The organism is Sphingobacterium phlebotomi (assembly GCF_008180195.1).
In the GTDB taxonomy this organism is placed as follows: domain Bacteria; phylum Bacteroidota; class Bacteroidia; order Sphingobacteriales; family Sphingobacteriaceae; genus Sphingobacterium; species Sphingobacterium phlebotomi.
The window spans coordinates 43,476-70,172 of the sequence record NZ_VTAV01000001.1; the positions used below are offsets into that span (position 1 = coordinate 43,476).

Here is a 26,697-nt window from a genome sequence, read left to right on the forward strand (position 1 = left end):
ATGGGCAGAGCCTTTGAATTTAGAAAAGAAAGAAAATTTAAACGTTGGGCCAAAATGGCCGTTCAGTTTACACGCCTAGGAAAAGAAATAGCCATTGCGGTAAAAGAGGGCGGTCCACACCCGGAAAATAATTCCCGTTTGCGTACAGCCGTTCAAAATGCGAAAGCTGTTAATATGCCGAAAGATCGCGTTGAAGCAGCTATTAAAAGAGCTTCTGAAAAGGATGCGAAAGGATATGAAGAATTTGTATATGAAGGATACGGCCCTCATGGCGTACCGGTTTTGATAGAAACGGCTACTGACAATACCAACCGCACGGTGGCAAATATCAGAAGTTATTTTACCAAATCAGGGGGCTCATTGGGTAAGACCGGATCGCTTGACTTTATCTTTCAACGGAAATCGATATTTCGCTTCGAGGCTGCGGAAGACCTTGATGTCGAAGAATTAGAATTGGAACTTATCGATGGAGGACTGGAAGAGTTATATGTAGAAGCTGATGAAGAAGGTAATGATATTGTCGTTGTTCAAACTTCCTTTGAGGATTTTGGAAACATGCAAAGCCTTTTAGAAGAGAAGGGACTTGAAGTGAAATCTGCTAAGCTGGAGCGTATTGCTTTGTCTCATAGTTCTTTAGATGAAGACCAGGCTGCTGATGTACTCAAGCTAATCGACAAAATTGAGGAGGACGACGATGTGCAGGCAGTTTATCATAATATGGAGTAAGTGTTTGTGATGACATTTGAGGAGTTTTTTGCCAAAAAGAAAATAGATTTACCCCTATTGCAGGGGGATAATCGCTCGTTATATGATGAGTTTAGGCAACATTATGCTCAAATGGGAGAAAAAAGTTTTGACCATACGAAGAAATTTTGGTTTAATAAATTGAGAAAGCAGTACGCGTTGATTGAAGAAGAGGAAACTGCTGTTAAAGATCAGGCTGTTTCTGCTGAGATATTGGAGGAAATGTCTCCACATCCAACAGAAACGGTTGTCTCATCAAAGCCTTCTGGTTTCAAGCCGCGTTTCAAAGCTGGGGCCACCAAAGCCGCCGAGCCAGAGAAACCGAAGGAGGAGGAAGCCAAGCCTGTGGAGTCTGCATCTCCAGCGAGCAAGCCTTCTGGTTTCAAGCCGCGTTTCAAAGCCGCTGAGCCAGAGAAACCGAAGGAGGAGGAGGAAACCAAGCCTGTGGAGTCTGCATCTCCAGCGAGCAAGCCTTCTGGTTTCAAGCCGCGGTTTAAGGCGGGTGTTACTAGAAGAAGCTCCGATCCGGAGAAACCAAAAGATTGAATACTTCCTTGTGTGTCAAATAAAGTTCTTCTATTTCTTTGTCACATTGTTCACTCTTTTAATGTGCATGATTGTTTTTTTTGAGCTTTGAAGCTGAATTTAAAATCACCGGCAACCTTATGATGCCATGAAAACGAGTTTTCTACTGTTGAGAATTTATAAAATGTCCCATTAAACCCATAGGTATTAAAGCATTTGGAATAGTATTCAAACCAATTTTTTCGCAGATGGCTTAGATAAAATAACGTTTTCCAAGTCGCTGTAACAAATTGACTTGATACAATAATGCTATCGTGACTTGGCTTAGCCAGTTATTGGCCATTGATCAATATTTTACTTTATCCGCGAACTTATATTTTTCCAATACCTTCATTTGAGGACGATCTACTCCATTAATTGGTTCAACGGCCAGCTTATATTTACCCCATTGAGGCCCAGCAGCCCAATACGTACCATTTACTCCGTTTTTTTGCAAATAGGCCAATAGTTTATCTAACGTCACTAACCATCTTGGATCAGTATCTGGTACCCCATATTCCCCAATAAAACCGCGCAGGTTATTTTTCTTTAACCATTCCACAAAAGGAATCGCCCGGCTTATACCTGTGGTTTCACTCGCTTTCTCATCTTCATAGGAACCTTTGTATGATCCGGAAGCATCATCATCAAAATAAATATGACCTTCAAAAATCAGATTATCAGACGGATCTTTAAGATATTTTAAATTCCCGCTAAAGGTTGGCCAACGTGATGCAGAGCTCCAGCTATCCCCAGCCACAATAATAGTTGTCTTCATATCTTCTTTTCTGATTTCCTGGATTGTGGCCTGTACGATAGAGAACCAAGATACGTTTTCTAATAGATCATGAGGTTCATTCATCACTCCATAGCCCCAGATATTATTATAAGATTTTAACTCAGCCGCCAATTTTCTCCATGCATCTGCAAGGTGGGATATAGTTACTTCAGAAGACCCGATAATGTAACGTGTTCCACCAACATAACGACGACAATAATTGTGCATATCTGGGATAATCCAAACGTTTCTTTCTTGAGCAGCATTTATGAATGTTTTTAATCTATTTAATTCGATTGGATCTAATTCGCCACCTAGAACAGGCTGCATGCGCTCCCATAAAAATGGAACCCTTAAAAGAGTTAAACCTTTAGATTTAAAGTAATCTATTTCCTCTGTAGTCGGATAGATATAGTTTTTGCCGTATATGCCGGGGATCTGATCATGTGCAAACTCAGCACCAGCTAAATTTACCCCAAAAGGCATATCTAAGTCTTGTGCTTTAATAGTGAAGGATAGGCTTACGATCAAAAGGCTCAAAAAAATAATTCGTTTCATCTTCTTTTCTTTAATATGTTTAGTTCTCTCAGCTTATAAGAGCTAAGGGGTTGAATACAAAAATATACTTCGCAGCAATCTGTTTATAATACTTTTTTAACCTATAATAGTCCCTATTTATCTCACTCTTTATATTGTCAATATTATCTTTTAATTTCAAAAGCATAAACTATCGTTTCATAAATGAAAAGTATTGTTATTTTAATGTTTGCACTTATCGTTAACGAGGTTGTATTTGGTCAATCTACCAGCCTTAAAATAAGTCAGGATAAGCGCTATATCGAAGATCAAGACGGACAACCGTTTTTATGGTTAGGGGACACCGCATGGGAATTGTTTCATAAGTTAAACAGGGAAGAAGCCGATCATTATCTTACAAAAAGGGCAAAACAGGGGTTTACTGTTATACAAGCTGTCGTACTGGCAGAAGATGATGGTTTAGGAAAGCCAAATGCTTACGGGGAAATTCCGCTGATAGATCTAGATCCGAAAAAGCCAAATTTAAAATACTTCGAACATGTGGATTATATTATAGAAAAAGCTGAAAAATTAGGGTTATATATTGCATTATTGCCGACCTGGGCGGATAAGGTACCTAACAATAGACCAGGTATAGACCCTGTTATTTTTAACGAAAAAAATGCAAGTATATATGGGGAGTTTTTAGGTAAAAGATATGGTAAGCGTAATATCATATGGATATTGGGAGGCGACCGGAATATCGATAATGATACCGCTTTAGGCGTTTGGCAAGCAATGGCCGCAGGTATTAAAAAAGAAGATCAAGGTAGAAATTTGATGAGCTATCATCCGGCCGGAGAAAATTCATCTTCGTCCTATAGAGAAGATTGGATAGATTTCAATATATACCAAAGTGGACACGCCCATAGGTATATGCCTGTTTACCGCTTTGCGGAAAAAGATGCTGAACAATTTCCCCGAAAACCTTTTATTGATGCAGAACCTGCTTACGAAGATATACCTGTTCGATTTTGGAAATATATCGATTGGGAAAGCAAGGAAAAAGTGCCTGTGCAAATATTGGACAAGAACAACCTTCTGAAAGCTAAATCTACACATTTTAAAGAAGGTTTTTTTACGGATCACGACGTACGGGTTCATGCATATTGGAACTTTCTTTCAGGTGCATGTGGTTACACCTATGGAAATAATGCAGTCTGGCAAATGTTTAAAAAAGGGGGATCCTTTACTATCCCCTGCTTGACAGACTGGAAAGAAGCCTTAAACAGGCCAGGAGCTCATGACATCAAACACCTGCATAAAATCTTTAGTATTTTTCCACTGGGAATGTTTAAGGCAGACCAATCATTAATTTTGAATACATATGGAACGGATAATACCTACATCAGTTCTGCTCTTGCTAAAGACCTTTCTTTTGCACTCATATACTTGGCACTCGGACAAGCGGTAAAAGTTGACCTTCACAAATTGAAAGGCGACAAAATCTTTACCTTCTGGTATAACCCCCGAATCGGAAAATTATCCACGCCGACCTTAATAACACAAACAGGTCCGTTTGAATTTATACCTCCCAGCTCTGGAATAAACAATGATTGGCTGCTGATATTAACAACGTCTGATTTAATACAAGTCCCCTAATTCTTGATGAAGATAGTATGATTTGCACCTACAGTATAGGGGTAGACATATCGTAATATCAATTGAAACCAGATAACCCGCTAAAACCATAAAGGCAATTATGTATTAATTACGGCTAAAAAAGTCTCATCATAAACGGCTGTTAAATCCTATTTTGCAGATTATCAAAAGAACTAAATCATGAAAGAATTACAGTCAAAGTTATTTATTTTCTGCTTTTTATTTTTAAACCTTTCTTTAACGAATGCGCAACCCGGTCTCCGGAGCAACGAAATAAAGAAAGAATGGTGGCATATCAATAAAATCACACCCTTTATTCAACAATACCCAGAGATAAAAAAACTGAGCATCATCAAGGTAGAGGGAAATTCTTTTATTGACGATAGCGGAAAGGTTATTGTCTTCAAGGGTTTATCCATTTCCGATCCCGATAAACTCGTTAAAGATAACCAATGGGACAGAAAGCATTTTGAAGTAATCAAAAGCTGGGGCGCAAATGTGATCAGAATACCCGTGCATCCCATTGCTTTTCACCAAAGAGGTGTTGAAGAATATATTAAGTTACTGGACCAAGCCGTAAGATGGTGTTCAGAACTGGATATCTATGTCATCATCGACTGGCATGCTATCGGAAATCTTCATATGGAACTACTTGCACATGATATGCACAACACGACAAAACGTGAAACGTTTAACTTCTGGAGAACCATATCTGCACATTACAAGGACGTTCCTACGGTTGCTTTCTACGAGCTTTTTAATGAACCTACTACATATAATGGGCAATATGGTACTTGCAGTTGGGATGAGTGGAAAGCTTTGATGGAACAACTGATTGATGTTGTTTATTCACTTAATGACAAAGCTATACCTTTGGTAGCGGGTTTTAACTGGGCATATGACCTTACTCCGGTTAGATTTAAACCTATCGAAAGGCCAAATGTGGCCTACGTAACACACCCTTACCCAGGAAAAAGAAAATATCCGTGGACTGATGAATGGGAAAAAGATTTTGGTTTTGTAGCGGATAATTATCCTGTTTTTGCTACTGAGATTGGGTATATGACAGACAATGATGAAGATGCTAACCTCAATGATGACGGGAAATATGGTCCAGCTATTATGAACTACTTCAACAAAAAGGGTATTTCCTGGACGGTTTGGATCTTTGATCCGGTTTGGGTGCCGCAAATGATTATAAACTGGGACTATAAACCTAGCCAACAAGGAAAATTTTTTCGGGACGTCATGCAGGGAAAGCTTAAATATAAAGAATAAATACACGAACGATCGCATAAAAAGGGGGTACATTTGATTTGAGCCCCTTTTTTAATAATCCGCATTCTCTAAAAATTATTTGGAATAGGGTTCTGCGTATTTATACTTTTCTAAAACTTTTATCTGAGGCCGATCCATCCCATCACGGGGTTCTATCGCCAACAGATATTTCCCCCACCATGGCCCTGCAGACCAGTAGGTGCCGTTTACATTGTTTTGTTGTAAATAACGCAGCATATTATCCAACGTAACTAACCATCTGGGGTCGTTATCTGGAACACCATACTCACCCACAAAGCCTTTGAAGTTGTTTTCTTTCAACCACGTTACAAATGGCTTCGCTCTTTCTACTCCTATAGTTGGGGTTGCTTCTTCCTCTTCATATGATTTTTTATAACCACCGGAAGCATCCTTATCGAAATAAATATGGGCTTCGAAAATCAAGTTGTTTGCAGGGTCTTTTAAGGTTTTAAGATTATCACTTGCTTCTACCCATCTTTCGGCTGAGCTCCAACTGTCCCCACCGACCATAATAGGAGTTTTCATATCTACTTTTCTTATCTCGGTGATTAAGCGCTGTGCAATATCTATCCAGGGAGTTGATGCCAACATAGCATTGGGCTCATTCATTAAACCATAGCCCCAAATATTATCTTTATATTTAAAACGAGTGGCTATTTTCTGCCAGACATCTGTTACATGTTCTATCGAGAGCGCGGGAGAACCAATCGTTTCCTTATTTCCATTTACATATCTCTTCCCATAATTATGCATATCAAGGATAACCCATAAATTTCTTTCACGAGCGGCGTCAACAAATGTCATCATCCTTGCCAGTTCTTCCTCATCCAGTTCGCCGTTTAAATCTTTTTGAATTCGTTCCCATAAAAAGGGTAATCTAAATAAAATAAGGCCTTTAGATTTAAAATAATCCAGCTGAGCAACTGTTGGGTAAGTATATTCCCTGTTGTAAAGACCTGGCGCCTTATGCGGAGCGAACTCCGCGCCTGACACATTGGTTCCAAATGGAGCATTGTTCCTGTCCGGCATTCTAGTATCGGCCCGCTTGATTTGAACAATATGCGCTACAGGCGTACTTTCATTATATATCAAATCAGGTAATTGCGCTGCTTGTTGCTCTAATGCTTCTTGTTCTGGTTTAATCTTGAGATAATCATCGAATATCTTTTTAAAATGATCATATCTTTTATCATTAGAAGCGTGCATAAACCCAAGGTAACTCGTGATAAATTTCTCCACTTCGGTAATATCAGATTTTCCCCAGAGGTTTTCGGGAAAATAACTGAACTCTGTAAATTTGATATCCCTTAACTTTCGCTGTACATTTCTATATTTCGTGGCTTTTTCTAGCACCTTTAACGCCTGTTTGTACTGCGGTGTGCTGTTAATGTTTGCAAGGTTGATACCTTCGGAAAACTCCTCTGCTGTAAAAGAACCGATAAAAGCTCCGTCAATGCTAATGCTGTATTTCCCATCTGAAAGACCGGATATCTTTAACATTTGCTTGTTGAATTCTTCTGAAAACGGAACCAGGGACAGTGCCTGTTCGGCATTGGGAGGAACGGGAAATGGCAAGCTTTCTTCTTGTATTTTAAACTGTATAATTTCTTCTGTTACACTTAATTCAGAAACTTCAGCATATCTGACGTTCGTTAATTTCCCCGCTTCTAACGCTATAGCAGACACATATTCTGGAGCATCTGTTGATTTTAAAAATTGATAAGCCATGATAAAATTACCTATCGCTCCCGGGTGTACCCTATCGTTACCAATAACGGTCGCTTTCGGATCAGTCTCCTGCAGCTTAAGGTTTATTTGGTTCAAGATTGTCCAGTAATCAATAGTACTCAGCTTATATTTTTTCGCAAGTTCATCCATGATCTGCGTACATTCTTCTAAGGCATTGTTTACCCCTATGAAATTAGGAGTGGGCAAATCGCCTGTCTGATCATAAATACTGGGCTTTTGTAGTATGATCGTTGTTTTCGATTTTAATAGCCGTCGAATAACATTTTCCAGATATCCTCTGTAATCTGAAAGTGCCCTTTCTTTTCGTGTCGGAATATCAGAGCTCTCCTGTATCTCGGGATTGTATAAACTTCTGTTTACATCATTCATTCCAGCCATGACTATCGACCAATCTGCCTTTTTGGGAAGGATATCGGCGTCCATTCTACGGAGAAAGCTATTGGCATTGTCGCCTTTTATGCCAGAATTGTAAAAATGCACCTTTTCCTGTGGAAAACGAGTAGCATAAAACGTGAGGATATAATGGTGGAAATCTCCATTATGGGTAATGCTATTTCCGATAAAATTAACACGCTCTCCATCTTTAAAAAAACTATCGGTCCGCGTCTGTGAATACGTCGGGATAAAGAATGTATTGAATAAGAATAACAGGATAATTAGGTTTGTTTTCATCTTTTTTTAATAGTTATACGATAAAGTCAATTTATTGGTTGTAAATCCGTTGTATTGTAATCGAGACGAAATATATTATGGGTACCTCAATTCAAAATTATACGTTCCAGCAAGTAACTTGATATTTTTCTTAACCGTTGAATTTCCTCCATGAACTTTATCAACTATGCCGAAAGGTTTGCCTCCTTCGTAAACGTCAATATTTGAGGGTAGTATAAGCCTTGCTGTAGAATTAGCAGGAATAGTTACTTCATATGTTGTTTTCTTGCCTTCTTTCTTCCAGGATGAAAGAATAGTGCCATACGGCCCATTATAGCTGGCGGAAAACCGATCTAAACTGTCTACGAAATGAGGTTCTAGCAGGACATTTTTAAACCCCGGCTGCTCGGTATCCGGTTTTATCCCACCTAGACCTTTATAAAACCATGCACTGATTTCTCCAAACATGATATGGTTTAATGAAATATCTGTATTTCCTTCTATTTTCCAGTTTTCATATAATGTCGTCGCACCGTTTTTCATCCACCACCCCCATGAGGGATATTCTTCATTAGACGCTAGCTTGTAAGCCAAGTCTGCATATCCATTTTCGCTGAGGGCATTTAATATCGTTTTTGATCCTAGTAATCCAACATCAAGTCCTCCATCGGCGTCTACTCTCTCGGCGAGCTTTTTTGCTACAAGACTTTTCAGTTCGTTAGGAACTATTCCCCAGTATAAGGGGACACTCAATTCAGTTTGTAAACCGGCTGCGTATATCCCCGTTTCCCCGTTCAGATATTTTAAATTTATTGCATCCTTTATTTTGCTTGATAATGATAAATATTTAACGGCGTCTTTCTCCTTACCCAATAGTTCGGCTGCCCTGGCCAATATTTGCGTATCGACATAAAAATAAATAGAAGAAGTTAACTCCTTATTAGCGACAGACTTAATTTGAATCCAGTCGCCCAGACCCCAATCTGTTAAGCCTGTTGGACTGTTGGCATCTATATAGTCTACATACCTTTTTATATTATCGTAAGCTTTTTCCAAAAGATGTACGTCACCGTAGAAAAGATAAATATTCCATGGGATAATAGCAATAGAACTGGTCCAATCTACGCCATTTGCCCAATCGTAGCCCCAGACGCCTGTTGGAATAATAGCCGGTAATACGCCATTCGCCTGTTGTTCATCCTGATGGTCTGCGATCCACTTTTCATAAATGGTTATAGCATCAAAATTGTATAAACCAGTTTCGATGGCAATATGGCCATCACCTGTCCATCCGTTCTTTTCTCGCTGCGGACAATCAGTGGGATAACCAAATAAATTAGATAAATAAGAATTATTGGTAGCCGTCCATATCTTATTCAGCGTTTCATTGGATGTTTCTATTTTTCCGATAACAGGGACATCGCTATGCATAAAATAGGCGGTAAGACTTTCTTTTTTCAATTCTATAGGTTTATCACTAAGAATCTCTATATATTGAAAACCTTTATAATTAAACTTCGGCCTAAAAGTTTCATATCCATTCCCGCTAAGGATAAAAATATCTGTTTGGAATGGGTCTCTATCATCTGTCGGTCTATAATGGTAATCTAAATTAGATAAATCCGCTGTCCCTTCCTTCGTTAAACGTTCGGAGTGGATTAGGAGAATGGTTGTTCCGGCCTCCCCTCTTACCTTGAACTCGCTTACGCCAGCGATATTCTGTCCAATGTTATACACATAATGGAAATTGCTGAACTTGCGGATGCTTACCGGATGGATACTTTTTACATCTCTAATGGGATGCATTTGCTGTGAAACGATATTTTGTGTTGGTGCAGGTGTGTAGGAGACATTTTTCCACGCCGTATCAACGAAATTAATGTTGTTCCATCCCTTTTGTTCTAAACGCGCATCATAATGCTCAGCGGTGTAAATGCTGTTAAAGATAATTGCCCCCGTCGAGGTTTTCCAGGTTTTATCTGTTGAGATGGTTTCTACGCTGCCATCTTCATAGGTTACTTTAACATCCATACAAAATTTGGGCCGCGCCCGCCAAGGTGCTTGATCGAAAAACCATACTGCCGTTGACTGATGATTGTACCAACCATTTCCTAATATAACGCCAATTGCATTTTCCCCATTTTTCAGTAATGATGTTATATCGTGCGTGACGTATAGCGTTCTTCGGTCATACCGTGTAAAGTTTGGATCTAGACGATGGTTTCCTACGTTTTCTCCGTTGATAGTAAGCTCGTAAAAACCTGCTGCAGCGATATATGCCCTCGCTGTTTTTATTTTTTTGACCGATTCAAATTCTTTCCTGAAATAAGCTGCAGGCTTTAAATGAATATCGTGATTGTCTGTGATCCATGCCCCCTTCCAATTGGTGGTTTCCTGCATTCCTGTCTCAAAACTAGAGATATGTAAAGATTTCACTTCTCTATGTTCATGGTCCCAAATGTCTACCACCCAAAAATATTTAGTAAAGGGCGTCAGGGGTTCTCCCTTATATGTTATAAGATTTCTGTCAGCATCAACCTTGCCTGATACCCAGACATTTCCTTTTCGGTTTACGACCGCTAACGAATCTGTCCCCATGACAATACGATAGGCTGTTTGTACGGCACCTTTTCTATCGTCTTTCAGAAGCCAACTTAAACGAGGCTTAGGAGTATCCACACCTAGCGGTTTTACGAGATGTTCACATCTTAGATCTTTGACAATAGGTTTTTGAAAAGCAAGGCCATGTAAGGGAACCATTATTATTAGCACTATTACGCCTAAAATATTTTTTAAAACAGCGTTTACGTATTGTTCTTTTATAACCATTGCTCCGATTCTTTATTGTTTGATGTATATTCTTTCAACGCATCCTTAATATATTGATTTTGGTTTTCTATACTCATTAACAGCCCGTAGGCTTTTCTTCTCACAAATGAGTTTTCGTGTTTGAGTAAAGGTATTACTTTCTTCAGGGCTTTATCGTCTACAACATGTTGTTTCCTAAAGAGGTCTATAACCCTTCCGAGCATCGCTACATTCAGTGTCCCCATATTATCGGCCAATTTGCAAATGACATTCGCACTCAATTTGTCAACCTCCGTCAGCTTATCTATTAGCTGCTGTTTTAAACTATAGTCTGCCGTGAAAAACTTTTCCAAAATGGCTTCCTGAAAGATTTCATCCGCTAATTCGAGCGGGGAAATGGCTGAAATTGCCCGTTCTGCCAGACTATAATTGTCGTTATTGATAAACTGCAATATCTTTTCCCTCAATACTGGGGCTAGCGTGACATATCCCTTGATATGATCTAAAGCCCACATCTTATCAGCGTCATTTTCACTATCTAAAATTTTTAATATTAAATCTACAGAAAGAAATTTTATAGTTAACTTTTCTACTTCCTCTTTTGCCTGTCCATATGTAAAATGCCATAACTGGTAAGTCGTGTAGACCGCCCCCTGGACAACATAGTCTAAAACTGCCGGTGCGGTAGGTCCTGTAATAGCATCGACATCCAGAAAACTAATTTGTGGCGTTATCAATTGATTATAGGAGAAGTTTGCCAGCGGCGAATGTTCATCGGCCAGAATATTATGCAATCGTTCATATTCATCTTGTCTAAAAGGTTCGTGGTCCGTTTTACTTAAAAACTCCCCTTCTGGGAGTTCGAAGCCTAAATATCGTCCCGTAATATCCCAAAGCAAAATGATATCGAGCATCCTACATTTATTATCGAAGCAGATTCCCGTTGTGATTTTTCGATAATAAGAGAGTGGGTAACCTTCTTTTGATAGGTTTTGATAAAGCGTATCATTCGGAATAGTATCGTTAAAATTAACCGGATATTTTTTGACAGTCGTGATATCACCTCTAATTGAGGGAGAAAGAAAATAACGAATTCTATCTACTGGAAAGAACGCCGATGTAAGTAGCACAAATACCGACAATAAAAAATATAATTTTATCCTATTTCTCATACCTCTTATAAATAACCGACACATTTTGATTATTTCGGAACTATTCCTCCATATTCTGTTATCATTTGCTGTATTTCTTTGATTGGTACTTCTAAAGGAGACTTATTTTGTTTATTTGCTAAAACCGCTGCAACAGCAGCAGCCTGTGCCATAGCCATACAAGATGCTTGCACGCGTAAAGCAGAGTTCGCCAATCGGTCACTACTTATACTGCGGCCTGCAACGATAAAATTACGGCTATTCTTTGGCACTAAGGCTCTTAACGGAATCACGGGAACAGTCCCTATTTTTAGCTGACTGGGAATGACCCCGTGTTCATCGTGAAGGTCTATTGGATAATAGGAGTACCCAACCGCATCATCAAATGTCTTGGCCGTAATGTAGTCTTCATGTGTTATTTTATAGTGTCCGTCAATTCTATAGGTTTCGCGTACGCCTGTTTCTGTCTGCATGGTGATGATTCTTGCCTTCTCACATCCGGGCAACGTCCGTATAAATTTTAAATGTTTCAACAAGGACATCCGCCCGTTAATATTTGCTAATGTGTGTGTTTCCGACGTAGTTGAATCAGCGTTGGCTATGTGCTGTATGTTATCGCCCCTACTTCTTAATAAGCCAACAATATCTCCTCTGGACTCTTTCCTAACAAGCTCCCCCTTTTCCAAAGCTTCGGCATAGCGCTTTTTTATCAATTCAAGGTCTAATGAGTCGAAATTGTAACCTCCCAGTTGGAACATTAAAGTTCCCGGCTGTGTTTCTGCTTCTCTAATCAGGTTAAATCCTGCTATGGAAGCCATAAAGGCATTCCCCGTACAGTCTATTATCTGATTACAAGTTATTTCTGTCTGAACCCCTTTCCCCGCGGTCCTCACCATCCAGTTGTTTTCCCTAAAAGTTGCTTCTGTTGGCGTTTCATAATACCTGATATGCACACCGGCATCCAAGCATTTTTCTTCAGCGAGTACCGCATACAGGTATCCGTTTAACCTGACTTGGTGGTGCCAGTGCTGTTCACCATGCGGAGCGGAAAAATTGGGCAGTTTATCATCATTTAACGCGACGACATCTTTCACTAATTCCCAACCGACTCCACCGATTACTTGTTTGCCCCACGCAAAAAAAATACCTGGGAAAGCAACACCTGCTGTCGAAATAGTACCACCCAGCTGACTTCCATTTTCCACAAGAATAACTTTACTCCCGCCTCTTGCTGCTTGGATAGCAGCAACCACACCGGCAGTTCCTCCTCCAACGACGAGGATGTCTGTTTTTATGGCTTCTGTTTTAATTTTATAAGGCTTACTCAGCACCTCTCCTTTTGAAAGATTGGGAACAACGGCTCCAATAGAGGCAATACTCAACGATTTCAGCAATAATCTTCGATTAATCTTCGTCATGTTATTTCTATTTATTGTTTTCACTTACAGGCTTAATTTACGGATCTATAGTAATTTCCAACTGTTTTACTACGGATACTTGTCCGTCGGCGTTGGCATTTGATGCTACAAAAACAACAGTATAGGTTCCTGGTTCATCATACGCTGAAAAATTATAATGAGATAGTACATTACCACTGATATATTGGATTGGTTTACCTATATCTGGCGTAACCTTATTAAAATACAGTGGTTTTGTAATAGCCCAGTCTTCAATTTCAGGTTCATTTGCACCTCCTCCTACCAATCGAAGATCAGGAACTGATGCGCTAAAATTTAGCGCCCAGTTTCTCGCAGCGTTTTTTATATCAAAAAGAGACCAATCTGCAGTTAATAATGTTGTAACGACGCTTGATGTCCCATCAGGAAGTTCCGCTGTTACGTGAAATTTTTGTATCAATCTATTTCCAACTGGTTTTGTATCCGTATAACCAACATGCTTAAAAGCAACAAAAAAAGGCTTATCATTCTCCAATAAATCTGAAAGATCTATATCTCCCGACGAGATAGTTTGACCAGGTGCCGTATGCCAGATAGCCCTATCCGAGATATCCTGCCATTCTGCTTCCAAAACCGCCTCATTTGTGTATGCTTCCAGATTGGTAGTAGTCATAACACGTAAATTATCATACTGGGTGCCCGAGCCGTAAACACTGGTGAATGAAAGCTTCGGAACAACCCCTTCTACGGTAGTTCTGTTTCTGAATTGATAATTTTCTCCATCTTTACCGGAATAAAAGGTGACATTTTCCGCTCTTCCCGAAAAATTGAAGGTCACGGTGTCTCCAACGTTATAGGTGTCTTTTTCTACCCAAACATCAAAATCTGGCGATTCTAATTTAATTTCCTTACTGCATGACCACAGCACGCATGCCAGCAATATAATATATATTCTTTTCATCTACTTATTTTTAGGATTATTGATCATGTTCGTTTTATAATTCTGTCGTCGTTTTAACATTAATATCCTGGATTTTGTTCCAATGCTTTATTTAACGTCAGATCATAAATAGGAATAGGCAACAATACAGATCTTTCCGTAACATTGTTTGTCCAAGCTACCATGCCGTCACTCATACCCAAGGCTCTGCCATCGATAGCGTATTGTCGGATATCTCTTACAAAACTGCCCCATCGGATCAAGTCTGGGCGGCGTGAAGCTTCGAAACAAAATTCTCTAGCTCTTTCGTCTTTTATCGCTTGTAACAATGCAGGAGCAGAGGCCGTTTCTGTGACCGTTAAATCTGCATCGGTGCTTTGTGTTAAGACCGCCTCTGCAGTCGCACCTGATCCACCTCCACCACTAATTGTTATTACCGGAGGGGCAACATAACCGGTTGACTGGGTAATAGTTCCGTGATCCGTAATATTTATTTCAGTAACCACCCCGGCAGAAACAACAGCCGTAGCATTAATCAAACCTCCTTCAATCGTAATGGTCGGGGTTGAGGTATATCCGCTACCCCCATTTGTCACAATGATAGTTTTTACCGTATTCCCATGCAAAATTCCATAGCCCCTCCTTCTCACATCATTTACATACTGGTAAGCATTATCTGGTCCATTCAATTCATTCTCTGCTTCCGCTATCATCAGTAAAATATCTGCATACCGTAAAATAGGGAAGTTCTGCCCACTAACATTATTTCCTTTCGGTGTAAGTGTTTCATACTCCCGCCTCCATTTGCCGGCATATCTTCTAAATAAGTCGGTTATAGGCGTATAGACACCTGGCACTGAACCGCCCCACGAATACGTCGCGATGTTCCAATCCCTTCTAATATCGGGGCTACTAGCTGTCGTACCTCCATATAAGTCAAAAAGCTTTTTGGATGCCATAATCAGCCCGCCGCTTCTTCCGATTTCCAAGTCAACTGAGAGAATCCCACAGCGAGCTCCTACATAATATGTATACTCCTGTAACCCTCCGGTTCCGTTACCATAATATTCTACTTCCCAGATACTTTCTTTGATATCATACTCATCACGAGCGTATCGCTTAAAAATTTCGCGATAATCAGGCGCCAGCGCATGTAGACCAGAATCTTCAACTTTTTTCGCCCATCGTAAAGCTTCCTCATACATCGGTCTTCCTCCATTTAAAGGATAGCCCGCCATTTTTAAATAAACACGAGCAAGAATCCCCTGAACGGCAGATTTTGATATGCGCCCTCCAAATGTCGCTTTTCCGTCACCAGCTGCATCTACTAGGCTCTCTGCTTTTATCATATCGGCTACCACTTGGTCGTAAATGTCCTTCATTGGGGTAGCCGGAACATTCAATTCCGTAATGGAAGGATCAGCGGTTAGAAGTAAAGGGACATTCCCAAAGTTACTCACCAACAAGAAGTTATAGTAGGCACGTAAGAAAAGTGCTTCACCCTCAATTCTCGCCTTTTCCTCCGGAAGATTGGGGTTTTTTACCGCTTCCAATATAACATTTGCTCGGTAAACGCCTTGATATAGTACCCTCCAGAAACTGGTGATACGGATATCTGCCGGACTATAGATGTATATCGTTGAATTCTGCTGCCCTGTTCTATCGTATTCTATGTCTGATGTAGCGTTGAGCCAGTATGGCCAATCGTCTTGATACACCGTTCCAAGAACATCGTACACACCGGCCAACCCAGTTTCAAGCTGTGCTATATTTTGATATTCCGGTGTAATAAAATTTGTGGGTTCGGTATTGAGAAATTTTTGGCATGAAGTATTGCAAACAAGCAACACAATCACTATTATCATATATCTTTTCATCGTATTAGTTTATGTTTTATAATGATGTGTTAATTCCAAAAACAATAGTTCTTGCTAAAGGATATGAAGCAAAATCAAACCCCGGTGTTAAGACAGAATGTCTTGTAGACACGTCAGGGTTTGAACCGGAATAGCTACTCCAAGTATATAAATTTTGTGCGGACACATAAGCCCTCAGCGTTTTAAGTCGTGCTCTTTTTAGGAAAGATTCTTCAAAATTATACCCTAATGCAACAGTTTTTAATCTTAAAAAAGAACCATCCTCTATAACCCTGCTAGAGAAATATGCATCTCTTTGTCCACCGGTACGGAAGAACTCGTTGCTTTGATTTTCCGGTGTCCAACGATCTTCATAAGAGGCATACTGATTTAACGCTCTCATACGTTTGGCATTACCTTCAAAAAGAAGCCGGTTGGCATTCACGATATCATTACCGTAAGACCATTGGAAAAGTATGTTCAAGTCAAAACCTTTATAGGAAAAGTTATTGGTAAAACCACCCACATGGATAGGAACACCCCTTCCAACTACGGTAAAGTCAAACAAGTCAATTTTCAAATCTCCATTTAAATCTTTGTATTTGATATCCCCGGGTTGAACGTTTTGTTGTCCGTTTGTAGTGATATGACTTTTCAAAATATAACTTCCTGCCACAAGGTCAAAATCATTATATTGGTACACGCCGTCCCACACCAATCCGTACATTTGTCCGGCAGATTGGTGAAGAGGAGAAATGTAAGATGGTACACTTGAAAAATCGCTATCAAAAGCAACCTGACTTGTTATCGAAGAAATATCTTCATATAACTCCATAATTTTATTTTGGTTAAAACTGATGTTAAAATTTGTAGACCATTTAAAATTAGGTTTTTCTATATTAATTGTATTCAACGTAAATTCAAGTCCCTGATTACGAAGTTTTCCTATATTCTTAAATGCCGTTGCCCGATTGTTTATATTATACAATCCTGTAGAATAGGGCAGGTTTGCTTCGATCAAAAGATCACTTGTTGTTTTCCGGTAAACATCAGCTGTAATACTCAAGCGGTTTCTGAATAAGGAAAGATCGTAGCCAATATTGGTTTGTACAGTCGTTTCCCATTTGAGATTAGGGTTACCATAGCTAGACAAGACTGAACCACGAGTCGGTATTCCATTATTAAAGGAGTATCCGCCAAAACGTGGAACGGTTAGCTGAGACATATACGGAAAATCTGACACCCGATTATTTCCTGATGCACCGTGGCTTACACGGAGTTTGGCTTCATTAACAAAATCAACATCTTTAAGGAACCGCTCTTCTTTCATCCGCCAAGATGCATCTGCAGAGGGAAAAAATCCCCATCTGTTATCAGGCGAAAATTTTGAAGATCCGTCGTAGCGGAAAGAAACCGTGGCATAATATTTTGATTTGTAATTATATGCCACCCTTCCCAAGACAGACGCCATTGTCCATTTGGATCTATTGGAGAAGTTTATCTGTGTTTCTGCTTCGTCTAGACCATCTAGTCCTAAATTTTCATTCAATACTTGCTGTGCCTCTAAGCCATAATAACCATTGTGTTGTTCTTGCAAGGTAAAGCCACCCATTACGTTCAGGTTGTGAAATCCGTTTAATGTCTTTTTGAATGTTAAGATATTTGAATTTGACCAAGTATTTATAGGGTTATGGATGATAGAACCATTAACGCCCTCCACTCTTCTATAATTTCCGTTTGCCGTTAATGAATTGAAAAAATTGTTCCTGTTTACCATCGTATTGTTGACTCCACCAGATGTTCTAAATGTCAACGCTGGCGTAATTATAAATTCCGCGTAAGCATTCGCATTCAGCGTAGTCACATTCGTTTCTCTCAGTTCATTTTCTGCCGAAATAATCGGGTTTACCCGGTAGTCGCCGCCAGCAACATCTGGATCGAAAAACTCATCCAGTAACAGTTCATTATTTGCCGCGACTGGTCTGAAACCCCATACAGAGTACATTAAGGCCAAACTACTATACGTGAATTTATATTGGGTTTCTGATGCTACTGCCCCAAAGGTATTATTGACTGCATAATTCAGATTAGTCCCTATTTTTACTCTTTTACCCAATTTTTGGTCTAAACTAAATCTTCCTTGGTAACGCTTAAACCCAGAATTAATGATTAATCCCGTTTGGTCAAGGATATTTCCAGATAAAGAGTACGTAGTATTTGCATTACCTCCGCGGATGGATAGCTCATGGTTATGCATTGGAGCCGCTTGATAAATCAGACCTTGCATGTCAATAGATGGCTCATCCCTATATTTTTCAATAGCTTCTTCGACTGTAGATCCTTCCTTCGTAAACTTATTTAAATAGGCATTTTGTGCATATTCGGGGTCGAGTTCGTATTGATATTTCACAAATTCATAAGCCTTCATAAGCTCCAGGTTTTTTGGATTGTCAGAAAGACCTAAGTATCCATTATAGTTTATTACAGGGTCTCCTGCTTTCCCGCGTTTTGTGGTAATCATGATAACGCCGTTCGCTCCTCTTGATCCATATATCGCTGTTGCGGAAGCATCTTTGAGAACCTCAATAGATTCAATATCTGATGGGTTTATGGAATTACTATTAGCGTCTTCCATCGGAAATCCGTCAATAACATATAACGGAGACGGATCTTGCGTTAATGTTCCTGCTCCTCTAATAATAGGTGTTGTATTAGCCCCTGGCTGCCCATCTCTTGTTCCAATGGTTAAACCTGCGACGCGCCCAGCTAAAGCTTCATCAAAGGATTTTACCGGAGCTTTTTCGAGATCAGCCATATTTACTTGGCCTACCGCCCCAGTTAAATCTCTCACGGTAGTTGTTCCATAACCTATTACCACTACCTGATCCAAGGAATTATCGGTTTCCAGAAGAGTTACATCTAAAACGGTGTTTGCCCCAACATTTACCTCACGCATTTTCATCCCCAAATAAGAGAACACTAGAATCGTCTGGTCATTTGGTACGGTAATGCTAAAGTTTCCATTCACATCTGCCACAGTTCCTGATGGAGAGCCCTTAATTTTTACGTTAGCTCCTGGCAACGGGTTCTGTTGAGCATCCTTAACTTCCCCGGTAACGGTAAATGGAGTACCTGTACGCGGCGTCTGGGCATTTACAGCGGAGATGCTACACATCAGCAGAATCACCAAACAAATTTTTCCTGTAATCAGAAAACTCTTAGCGACTCTGTTACAGCCAACTTTTCGTTCTGTATGCCTTGACATACTTAAAAAAAGTGGAGATAAATTGCTAGTTACTTTCATTGTTTTTTGGTTTAATAGAAATTAATTGGTTTATATATTAATGTAGGTTCACTTCAACGTCTTTTTTGATTTATCTTTCTTCCCCAAATACTTCCGGTATTTTTTTATTGTTATCTATTATCCGACAGATTGCCTCCACCGATCGGGAAGATCTTAACTGATCTTCCGGGGTGTTAATTACGTAATCTACTAGTTTTTCAATAGAGGAGACAGCGACATGCTGGCGTGTATCAGATGAGGCATAATAGATATACACAGCTCCATCATCATCTGTGATCCAACCATTACTGAACAAAACGTTTGAGACGTCTCCAATGCGTTCTTCACCTTCGGGAGCCATAAAATACCCGGACGGCTTATGAATTACGTTTGTTAAGTCGTCAAGGCTGGTCATAAACATATATAAAACATAACGCAACCCTGCCGCCGTATTCCGTACTCCGTGGGCTAGATGTAGCCAGCCTTTATCTGTTTTAATAGGTGCCGGACCGAGGCCATTTTTTGCTTCATATACCGTATGATACAGCTTCCTGTCTATTACTATTTCTTCCTGTACAATTGCATTTTCAATGCTATCGCTTATTCCGAAACCGATTCCACCTCCTTTTCCCGCATCAATGAAACTATCTTGGGGGCGGGTATAGAAAGCATATTTGCCATTTACGTATTCGGGGTGGAGCACTACGTTTCTTTGCTGTGGTGATGGTGTTTTCAAGTCAGCAAGTCTTTCCCATATTACTAAATCTTTAGTACGGGCAATACCACACTGAGCTACCGCTGCTGACTGATCTCCTTCTGTAGCTGAAAAATCTCGGCGCTCTGTACAAAACAATCCATAAATCCAACCGTCTTCGTGTTGTACGAGGCGCATGTCATAGATATTTGTATCGGGGATATCGGTTTCTGGCATAATAATAGGATACTCCCAGAAACGGAAATTATCTATTCCATTGGCACTCTCCGCCACAGCAAAGAAAGACTTCCTGTCCAAGCCCTCTACCCGAGCTACAATAATATATTTTCCGTTGAACCTTATGGCTCCGGAATTAAAGGTTGCATTAATGCCGAAACGTTCTAACAGATAGGGATTTGTTTTCGGATTAAGATCATAACGCCATTCCAGCGGAGTATGAGCTGCCGTAAGCACCGGATTTTCATAACGATGAAATATCCCGTTTCCTAACTCTTTCTTTCTATTTTTCTTGTTAATCAGTTCCTGGTAAGCATGTTGCAATGCCGAAAATCGTTGTTCAAAATTGTCGATCATATATATTTTTTATAATTTTTCTAACAAAAACTACTGTCGCTATGTTAGTCTTCCAGCTTATCCCACCATGTTTTTTTAAGAATAAAACCAATGACCACCAGCAGAATGACAACAATAATAAAGGGTAATTTCATGGATAGCACGAGGTACATGGGTAATAACGTCAGACAGCATTGTCCCACGATACCGATGGTGACATTAAACATATCCAACTTAAATCTTTTATTAGGTTGAAAAGAGGGATTTTCTGCCATCACTTCGTTTGCAATTGGTTCCCACACACCCCAAGGCTTAACTTTTTTATAAAATGATTTTAGGACTTCTCGTTCGGTGGGTGGACTTAAATAAGTGCCGGCTACCGATGCGACAAAAGAAATTACAAAAAGTAATGGCCAGCTGTATAACGGCACTCCTGTAAAAATATAGGGGAATACCAGCGCAGCAAGAATACCGGTTACCATGCCCCAGAAGAATCCAGTTGCATTGAACCTCCACCAATGCCATTTCAACACATTCGCCGCTATAAATCCACCATATAAAGCCCCCACTATCCATTGCAGTATATCATTCACGTTTTTTGCAAAAAAACCAAGTGCAATACTGACGGCAACGACCAGTATTCCCGCAATGTATCCTACTCTTGTTACTTTCCTCCCTGAAGCTCGACGGTCTATATATTTTAAATAGATATCATTCAAAATATAAGCTTGCGCCGCATTTAATGTGCCTGCAAAAGTACCAATGAAAGCAGCTAACAGACCCGCTAAAAGCAACCCCACTAACCCAGGGGGGACAAAGCTGTTTATACCCGCCGGAAGGATTTTCTCGAAGTCTATTCCAGAGGCACTTTCCAAATTCATTTCTTTATAAAACAAGATGCCTAAAACCGCAAATCCCATAATCATTAAATAGCGTGTTGGCAACAGGATAACATTCACCAACCCGCTCATCTTTGCTGCATCTTTTGGAGACTTAGCAGACAATAATTTTTGCATATCATAATTGGGCGCAGGACCAGCAAGACTACCTAAAACGCCTTTTATTAACATTAGGGTAAAGAAAATCCCGAAAGGTTCATATCCATCTGCTATAATCTTTTCATTTACTTCGGGGATAATATGATTCCAGTCCAGATTCATATTCAGGCCGAAAAATGGGTTGTTCCATCCTTCCGGAACGATCAGCTCATGAGAAGCAAGTTGTATCATTGCTATCGCAGCGATAGCAATAGCCGCTATCGTCATAATAATATATTGGACAACATCAGCAATTACGATACTGCTCATCCCTCCTAGTATAGCATATATGACAGATACCAAGGTAAAAACAACGCCATAAAAGTGAGGTACATATTTTAGCGGGAGGTCAAACGGAATATAGGGTTGCACCATTTCCCATGGAATAAATATTTCTACAAATTTTCCTAATCCAACAAACCCATAAGCAAGAAAACCCAGACAGCTCAAAATAGCAAACACTACGATTATCCATTGCGCCATAGCAGACTGCTTTCCTGTTCCAAAACGAGTTTCCATCCATTCCGCCCCCGTGGTTACGTTTGATCGCCTTAACCACACGGACAGATACATCATCAGAAAAATCTGATTAAAGACAGGCCATAACCAGGGTAGCCATAAACTTTTTACCCCATATATGAAAGCGAGGGTTACCATCCACATTGTTCCAGAAATATCAAACATGCCTGAAGCGTTGGAAAGCCCTAAGTAATACCACGGCAGTGATTTTCCACCAAGTAAATAGCTTTCTTTATTGATACTAGCTTTCTTTTGAAAGTACCAACCGATTATTACCATGGTAACCAGGTAAAGAAGAATTAATAAAGTATCAATAGGGTGTATGTTCATTTAATTAAAATAATATTATCAAGGAGTTATAAAGTTAGAGTAGGCTAGAGAGTTAGAGCCTTTCTCACTTCTTAACTGTTTAACTTTCTCACTTTTTAAAATAATAAAATAAGATCATTTAGATTCTGAATGTTACTTTAATGCTTAGCGTATAGAATTCAAATCTCGATATAAAACAGTGCAGACTATAATACTTTTTTAGCCAAAGCTTATAAAAAAACCTTAATTATTTATAGATTCAAAGGATTATAGTTGATATATGGCGTTAAAAGCGTATGATTGCTATACCAGTTGTTGTATTCTTTTAGCCTATTCGTTAACAGAAAATAGATAGATATGCATAAAAAAACGATAAAAGAAATAACCCCATTAACGCCAAATGATTGTTTCACAATATTCACGCGCGTAAAAAAGGAGTTCGATTTTCCGTTGCACTTTCACGAAGAATATGAACTAAACCTAATTATGAATGGAAGTGGGGCTAAGCGGATAGTAGGAGATCATATCCACGTTATCGATGACCTTGAACTGGTATTGGTTGGCCCAAATCTTCCACACGCTTGGTTTACACACGAATGTAAAAGTGAAGCAATTACAGAATTGACGATCCAATGGCATCGGGATTTATTTGATGAAAAATTATTACGTCGAAATCAACTTAGTTTTATACGTAATATGTTTGAAAAGAGTAGTATGGGTATTTCTTTTACCAAAGAAACCATACAGTCGGTTTTACCCAGAATACTTTCGCTTAGCCAAAGAAGCGGCTTTGACTCTGTAATAGATCTTATTAATTTATTACATGACTTATCCGCATCAAGAAGTTTGATTACATTATCTGACACAACCTTTGTAAACAATCCAAGCTTTAATTACAATAGTAGGCGACTGGAAAAGGTTTTTGAATTCATGAACAATAACTACCATAAAAACGTCAGTCTCAAGGATGTTTCTATGCTGATAAATATGACAGAGGAGTCTTTCAGCAGGTTTATTAAGAAAAGAACAGGGAATACGTTTATTAATAGCATAAATGAAATAAGGTTGGGCCATGCGTCAAGAATGCTGATAGATACTACGCATTCGATCAGTGAGATATCCTATCAATGTGGTTTTAATAACATTTCAAACTTTAACAGGTTGTTCAAGAAGAAGAAAAATTGTACTCCAAAAGAATTCAGGGAAAATTATTCGGGTAATAGAGTGTTTGTTTAAGTACTGAGCTTATGAAAGTATAGCCCATTCATTGAAAAGTTAATTATTTTCTAACATGTATGCTAAGGTGCGGATCACCCGGTCATGCTTTTTGACAAAAGGATTCTCTTCGTTCCAAACATAACCCGCCAATACGGCACATATCTTACGCTTGACATCTAGGTTTTCGGGGCGGTGGAAGAAAAGCGTTTGCAGATTACCCGTATACCATTCTTTCACGTAACTAGTAAAGACATTGATGCCACGCTCCATATAATCGGCATATTCCATCTGCCAGTTAACCTTCTCTCCTTGTAATTGACGGTAGGCTAGTTTCGCGGAAAGAATGCCCGATTCTGTCGCAAAGCAGACACCGGAAGAGAAGACCGGATCTAAAAATTCTGCGCTGTTGCCCGTTAGTGCGAATCCATCTCCAAACATTTTAGAGACAGCAGCAGAATAGTTTTTGAGATGAACAGGTTCAAATTCGAAGTCTGTATTCGCAAAACGCTTGACATAAAAATCGGAGAGCTTAATCGCTCTTTTTAAGGCTTCTGCAGTGCCTTTATCTCCTTTCAGCTGCTCGATAAAATCAGTATGTGCAACGATACCCAAGCTCGTTACCCCATTGGAAAAAGGAATGACCCATAACCACACTTCTCTATCTAATACATCAAATGAAATTTGTGTGCCTTCTATACCTTCGGGGCGATTAATGTCTTTTACATGGGAGAAGATAGCAGAATGTGGGTTTAGCTCCGATGGTTTATCTAAGTGCAACAGGCGGGGAAGTACACGTCCATATCCACTAGCATCGATGACAAATTTGGCTTTTATTTGTGAGCGGTTTCCTTCCTTGTCTTGAATAGTAGTCAAAGAGTCGGTTCCATCAAATTCAATCGCCGTAACAGCTGTCTCAAAAGCAATATCTACGTGCCTTCGTTGCAGTTCTTGTGTCATGATGTAATCGAAATCTGCCCGCGGCACTTGCCAGGTCCAATTCCACCCCTCTCCAAATTTGTCGCCAAAATCAAAGATGCTAATGACCTCGCCCCGAATAAAGCGTGCACCAGGCTTCTTTTCAAAATTTTGAGCTTGTAGTGCAGGCAATAACCCGGCTTCGTCGAAGTGGTCCATGACGCGAGGAATAAGGCTTTCACCTACAACCAGACGGGGGAACTTGGATTTCTCGATAACCTTGATACGGACATCCTGTTGTTCCAGGTAACCCGCAGCAACACAGCCCGATGGGCCAGCGCCGATAATTAAAACATCTACCTCCTCGACATACATAGCTTGATGAATTAAGCGAATAAAATTAAATTATAGTATTTTTGCAATCGTTCAATATAACACAGCCCTACAAAAATAACAGTAAAATCTGTGCTTTTGGCGGTAAACGAAAAATTAGCGAAGAATACAGGAGTAAATGATTTCCGTGGATAAAAAATTAACGCTGTCTCAATTTTATGAGATTATATTTAAGGGTGAACCTCTTGATGTAGAACAGGGGGTGCTTAATGCAGTAAAAGAAAGCCATGCTTTCCTGAAAAAATTTGCCGCAAACAGAGTGATTTATGGCGTAAATACGGGATTTGGACCGATGGCACAATACCGTATACAAGATGAAGATACGAATCAATTGCAATACAATTTGATCCGTAGTCACGCTGCCGGTACAGGTGATGTTTTGTCACCGCTCCATGTAAAAGCAACGATGCTCACGCGTTTGAAAAACCTCTCTAAAGGTAAGTCCGGTGTCCATCCAAGTGTAATTGAATTGCTCAAAGAATTGATCAATCGGAATATTACACCTGTCATTTTTGCTCATGGTGGTGTGGGGGCGAGTGGCGATTTGGTGCAACTTGCACATTTAGCTCTGGTGCTAATTGGGGAAGGAGAGGTTATCTATAAAAATGAGCGTCGATCTACAGTCGCCGTTTTTGAAGACGAGGGGTTAAAACCTATTGAAGTGGTGGTGCGGGAGGGGTTGTCTTTGATTAACGGTACCTCCGTGATGACAGGAATCGGCATCGTCAATTACTTCTATGCTTCTAAATTGCTTGACTGGTCCGTTTGGCTTTCGTGCGCAATGAATGAAATCGTGAAGGCCCATGATGATCATTATTCAGCGAGCCTAAATGCGGTGAAGCTACATGTAGGACAAAGTCGTGTTGCAGCCCGTATGCAGGAGCATCTACGGGATAGTGCATTGATAAAGAAGCGAGAAGAAGATTTATATTCCGGTACTAACCAAGAAGACATTTTTAAAGATAAAGTACAGGAATACTATTCTTTGCGTTGTGTTCCCCAGATTTTAGGACCTATTTTAGAAACTATCGAACAAGCAGGAAAGGTACTTGAAGATGAACTGAACTCGGTTAGTGACAATCCAATTATTTCTGTGGAAGACCAAAATGTATATCACGGAGGTAATTTTCACGGTGATTACATCTCGTTAGAAATGGATAAACTGAAGTTAGCTATTACACGGTTGACGATGCTATCGGAACGGCAGTTAAATTATCTCATGAATGCTAAAATTAACGAATTACTACCCCCGTTCGTAAATATGGGCAAACTCGGCTTCAATTTCGGTATGCAGGGTGCCCAATTCACGGCTACATCGACTACGGCTGAAAACCAAACGTTATCCACTTCCATGTACATACACAGTATTCCGAATAACAACGACAATCAAGATATTGTTAGCATGGGAACGAACGCTGCGGTGATAACAAATCGGGTGATCGTGAATGCATTTGAAGTACTTGCCGTGCAAATTATTTCCGTTCGGCAAGCAATTGATATTTTAAATTATCAAAATTTTGTATCTTCAAAGACGAAAGCGGTGTACGATGAAATTAATGAGATTATTCCCGCATTTTCAGACGACAAACCTCTTTATCCTGCCATTCAGCAGGTCAAAGAATATTTGATGAGATAAAATGG

18 protein-coding genes are annotated in these 26,697 nt (G+C 39.7%); 6 read left to right on the top strand and 12 right to left on the bottom strand.

Annotated features, from left to right (window positions below; translation table 11 throughout):
• Both FXV77_RS00185 and FXV77_RS00190 read left to right on the top strand, forming a co-directional pair.
• Complete coding sequence (locus tag FXV77_RS00185; protein ID WP_148917215.1) at positions 1 to 726, top strand: YebC/PmpR family DNA-binding transcriptional regulator; 726 nt, start codon at positions 1 to 3, stop codon at positions 724 to 726.
• Between the two features lie 6 nt (positions 727 to 732).
• Positions 733 to 1,290 (top strand): hypothetical protein, encoded by a 558-nt coding sequence (locus FXV77_RS00190; RefSeq protein ID WP_148917216.1) that lies wholly within the window; start codon positions 733 to 735, stop codon positions 1,288 to 1,290.
• A gap of 50 nt (positions 1,291 to 1,340) precedes the next feature.
• Here the strand turns inward: FXV77_RS00190 and FXV77_RS22635 are convergent, their stop codons facing one another.
• Both FXV77_RS22635 and FXV77_RS00200 read right to left on the bottom strand, forming a co-directional pair.
• On the bottom strand, positions 1,341 to 1,601 hold the full coding sequence (locus tag FXV77_RS22635; RefSeq protein WP_148917904.1) for a DUF72 domain-containing protein: 261 nt from the start codon (positions 1,599 to 1,601) through the stop codon (positions 1,341 to 1,343).
• Between the two features lie 14 nt (positions 1,602 to 1,615).
• Entirely contained in the window at positions 1,616 to 2,644 is a 1,029-nt protein-coding gene (locus FXV77_RS00200; protein WP_148917217.1) for a glycoside hydrolase family 5 protein, read from the bottom strand.
• A gap of 183 nt (positions 2,645 to 2,827) precedes the next feature.
• Here FXV77_RS00200 and FXV77_RS00205 point away from each other — a divergent pair, with 183 nt between their 5' ends.
• Positions 2,828 to 4,264 carry a glycoside hydrolase family 140 protein gene (locus FXV77_RS00205; protein ID WP_148917218.1) on the top strand — a complete coding sequence of 479 codons (1,437 nt, stop codon included), beginning with the start codon at positions 2,828 to 2,830 and terminating at the stop codon, positions 4,262 to 4,264.
• 180 nt (positions 4,265 to 4,444) lie between these two features.
• Positions 4,445 to 5,542 carry a glycoside hydrolase family 5 protein gene (locus tag FXV77_RS00210; protein ID WP_148917219.1) on the top strand — a complete coding sequence of 366 codons (1,098 nt, stop codon included), beginning with the start codon at positions 4,445 to 4,447 and terminating at the stop codon, positions 5,540 to 5,542.
• A 75-nt stretch (positions 5,543 to 5,617) separates the two neighbouring features.
• On the opposite strand, the gene FXV77_RS00215 is transcribed toward FXV77_RS00210, so the two are convergent.
• The 9 genes from FXV77_RS00215 to FXV77_RS00255 all read right to left on the bottom strand — a co-directional run bounded on the left by FXV77_RS00215 (position 5,618) and on the right by FXV77_RS00255 (position 22,551).
• A complete protein-coding gene (locus FXV77_RS00215) occupies positions 5,618 to 7,984 on the bottom strand; it encodes a cellulase family glycosylhydrolase (protein WP_148917220.1) in 2,367 nt (788 codons plus the stop codon).
• Positions 7,985 to 8,059: 75 nt separating this feature from the next.
• Positions 8,060 to 10,723: an alpha-L-rhamnosidase gene (locus FXV77_RS00220; RefSeq protein WP_148917221.1), complete on the bottom strand. Its 2,664-nt coding sequence runs from the start codon at positions 10,721 to 10,723 to the stop codon at positions 8,060 to 8,062.
• A 59-nt stretch (positions 10,724 to 10,782) separates the two neighbouring features.
• Positions 10,783 to 11,943 carry a hypothetical protein gene (locus FXV77_RS00225; protein ID WP_148917222.1) on the bottom strand — a complete coding sequence of 387 codons (1,161 nt, stop codon included), beginning with the start codon at positions 11,941 to 11,943 and terminating at the stop codon, positions 10,783 to 10,785.
• A 29-nt stretch (positions 11,944 to 11,972) separates the two neighbouring features.
• Positions 11,973 to 13,340, bottom strand: coding sequence for an FAD-dependent oxidoreductase (locus FXV77_RS00230; RefSeq protein ID WP_148917223.1), 1,368 nt, complete (start codon positions 13,338 to 13,340; stop codon positions 11,973 to 11,975).
• A gap of 37 nt (positions 13,341 to 13,377) precedes the next feature.
• Positions 13,378 to 14,280 carry a DUF5017 domain-containing protein gene (locus FXV77_RS00235; protein ID WP_148917224.1) on the bottom strand — a complete coding sequence of 301 codons (903 nt, stop codon included), beginning with the start codon at positions 14,278 to 14,280 and terminating at the stop codon, positions 13,378 to 13,380.
• A gap of 59 nt (positions 14,281 to 14,339) precedes the next feature.
• Positions 14,340 to 16,136, bottom strand: coding sequence for a RagB/SusD family nutrient uptake outer membrane protein (locus FXV77_RS00240; protein WP_148917225.1), 1,797 nt, complete (start codon positions 16,134 to 16,136; stop codon positions 14,340 to 14,342).
• 16 nt (positions 16,137 to 16,152) lie between these two features.
• On the bottom strand, positions 16,153 to 19,380 hold the full coding sequence (locus FXV77_RS00245; RefSeq protein ID WP_246162119.1) for a SusC/RagA family TonB-linked outer membrane protein: 3,228 nt from the start codon (positions 19,378 to 19,380) through the stop codon (positions 16,153 to 16,155).
• Between the two features lie 109 nt (positions 19,381 to 19,489).
• Complete coding sequence (locus tag FXV77_RS00250) at positions 19,490 to 20,686, bottom strand: glycoside hydrolase family 130 protein (RefSeq protein ID WP_148917226.1); 1,197 nt, start codon at positions 20,684 to 20,686, stop codon at positions 19,490 to 19,492.
• 44 nt (positions 20,687 to 20,730) lie between these two features.
• Complete coding sequence (locus tag FXV77_RS00255; protein WP_148917227.1) at positions 20,731 to 22,551, bottom strand: sodium:solute symporter family protein; 1,821 nt, start codon at positions 22,549 to 22,551, stop codon at positions 20,731 to 20,733.
• 336 nt (positions 22,552 to 22,887) lie between these two features.
• On the opposite strand from FXV77_RS00255, the gene FXV77_RS00260 reads away from it, so the two are divergent.
• Positions 22,888 to 23,766, top strand: a complete 879-nt coding sequence (locus FXV77_RS00260; RefSeq protein WP_148917228.1) for an AraC family transcriptional regulator — start codon at positions 22,888 to 22,890, stop codon at positions 23,764 to 23,766.
• Between the two features lie 39 nt (positions 23,767 to 23,805).
• Here FXV77_RS00260 and FXV77_RS00265 read toward each other — a convergent pair whose 3' ends face one another.
• Positions 23,806 to 25,038: an NAD(P)/FAD-dependent oxidoreductase gene (locus tag FXV77_RS00265; protein ID WP_148917229.1), complete on the bottom strand. Its 1,233-nt coding sequence runs from the start codon at positions 25,036 to 25,038 to the stop codon at positions 23,806 to 23,808.
• A gap of 136 nt (positions 25,039 to 25,174) precedes the next feature.
• On the opposite strand from FXV77_RS00265, the gene FXV77_RS00270 reads away from it, so the two are divergent.
• The gene (locus FXV77_RS00270) at positions 25,175 to 26,692 is read left to right on the top strand and encodes an HAL/PAL/TAL family ammonia-lyase (protein WP_148917230.1); all 1,518 of its coding nucleotides are present in this window, start codon (positions 25,175 to 25,177) and stop codon (positions 26,690 to 26,692) included.
• Positions 26,693 to 26,697 lie beyond the last annotated feature (5 nt).

What these genes read in the sequence shown, in the direction of transcription:
- FXV77_RS00185 (WP_148917215.1), top strand. Translation starts at nt 1, where the DNA reads ATGGGCAGAGCCTTTGAATTTAGAAAAGAAAGAAAATTTAAACGTTGG.
- FXV77_RS00200 (WP_148917217.1), bottom strand. Translation starts at nt 2,644, where the DNA reads ATGAAACGAATTATTTTTTTGAGCCTTTTGATCGTAAGCCTATCCTTC.
- FXV77_RS00205 (WP_148917218.1), top strand. Translation starts at nt 2,828, where the DNA reads ATGAAAAGTATTGTTATTTTAATGTTTGCACTTATCGTTAACGAGGTT.
- FXV77_RS00210 (WP_148917219.1), top strand. Translation starts at nt 4,445, where the DNA reads ATGAAAGAATTACAGTCAAAGTTATTTATTTTCTGCTTTTTATTTTTA.
- FXV77_RS00215 (WP_148917220.1), bottom strand. Translation starts at nt 7,984, where the DNA reads ATGAAAACAAACCTAATTATCCTGTTATTCTTATTCAATACATTCTTT.
- FXV77_RS00220 (WP_148917221.1), bottom strand. Translation starts at nt 10,723, where the DNA reads ATGGTTCCCTTACATGGCCTTGCTTTTCAAAAACCTATTGTCAAAGAT.
- FXV77_RS00225 (WP_148917222.1), bottom strand. Translation starts at nt 11,943, where the DNA reads ATGAGAAATAGGATAAAATTATATTTTTTATTGTCGGTATTTGTGCTA.
- FXV77_RS00230 (WP_148917223.1), bottom strand. Translation starts at nt 13,340, where the DNA reads ATGACGAAGATTAATCGAAGATTATTGCTGAAATCGTTGAGTATTGCC.
- FXV77_RS00235 (WP_148917224.1), bottom strand. Translation starts at nt 14,280, where the DNA reads ATGAAAAGAATATATATTATATTGCTGGCATGCGTGCTGTGGTCATGC.
- FXV77_RS00240 (WP_148917225.1), bottom strand. Translation starts at nt 16,136, where the DNA reads ATGAAAAGATATATGATAATAGTGATTGTGTTGCTTGTTTGCAATACT.
- FXV77_RS00245 (WP_246162119.1), bottom strand. Translation starts at nt 19,380, where the DNA reads ATGTCAAGGCATACAGAACGAAAAGTTGGCTGTAACAGAGTCGCTAAG.
- FXV77_RS00250 (WP_148917226.1), bottom strand. Translation starts at nt 20,686, where the DNA reads ATGATCGACAATTTTGAACAACGATTTTCGGCATTGCAACATGCTTAC.
- FXV77_RS00255 (WP_148917227.1), bottom strand. Translation starts at nt 22,551, where the DNA reads ATGAACATACACCCTATTGATACTTTATTAATTCTTCTTTACCTGGTT.
- FXV77_RS00260 (WP_148917228.1), top strand. Translation starts at nt 22,888, where the DNA reads ATGCATAAAAAAACGATAAAAGAAATAACCCCATTAACGCCAAATGAT.
- FXV77_RS00265 (WP_148917229.1), bottom strand. Translation starts at nt 25,038, where the DNA reads ATGTATGTCGAGGAGGTAGATGTTTTAATTATCGGCGCTGGCCCATCG.
- FXV77_RS00270 (WP_148917230.1), top strand. Translation starts at nt 25,175, where the DNA reads ATGATTTCCGTGGATAAAAAATTAACGCTGTCTCAATTTTATGAGATT.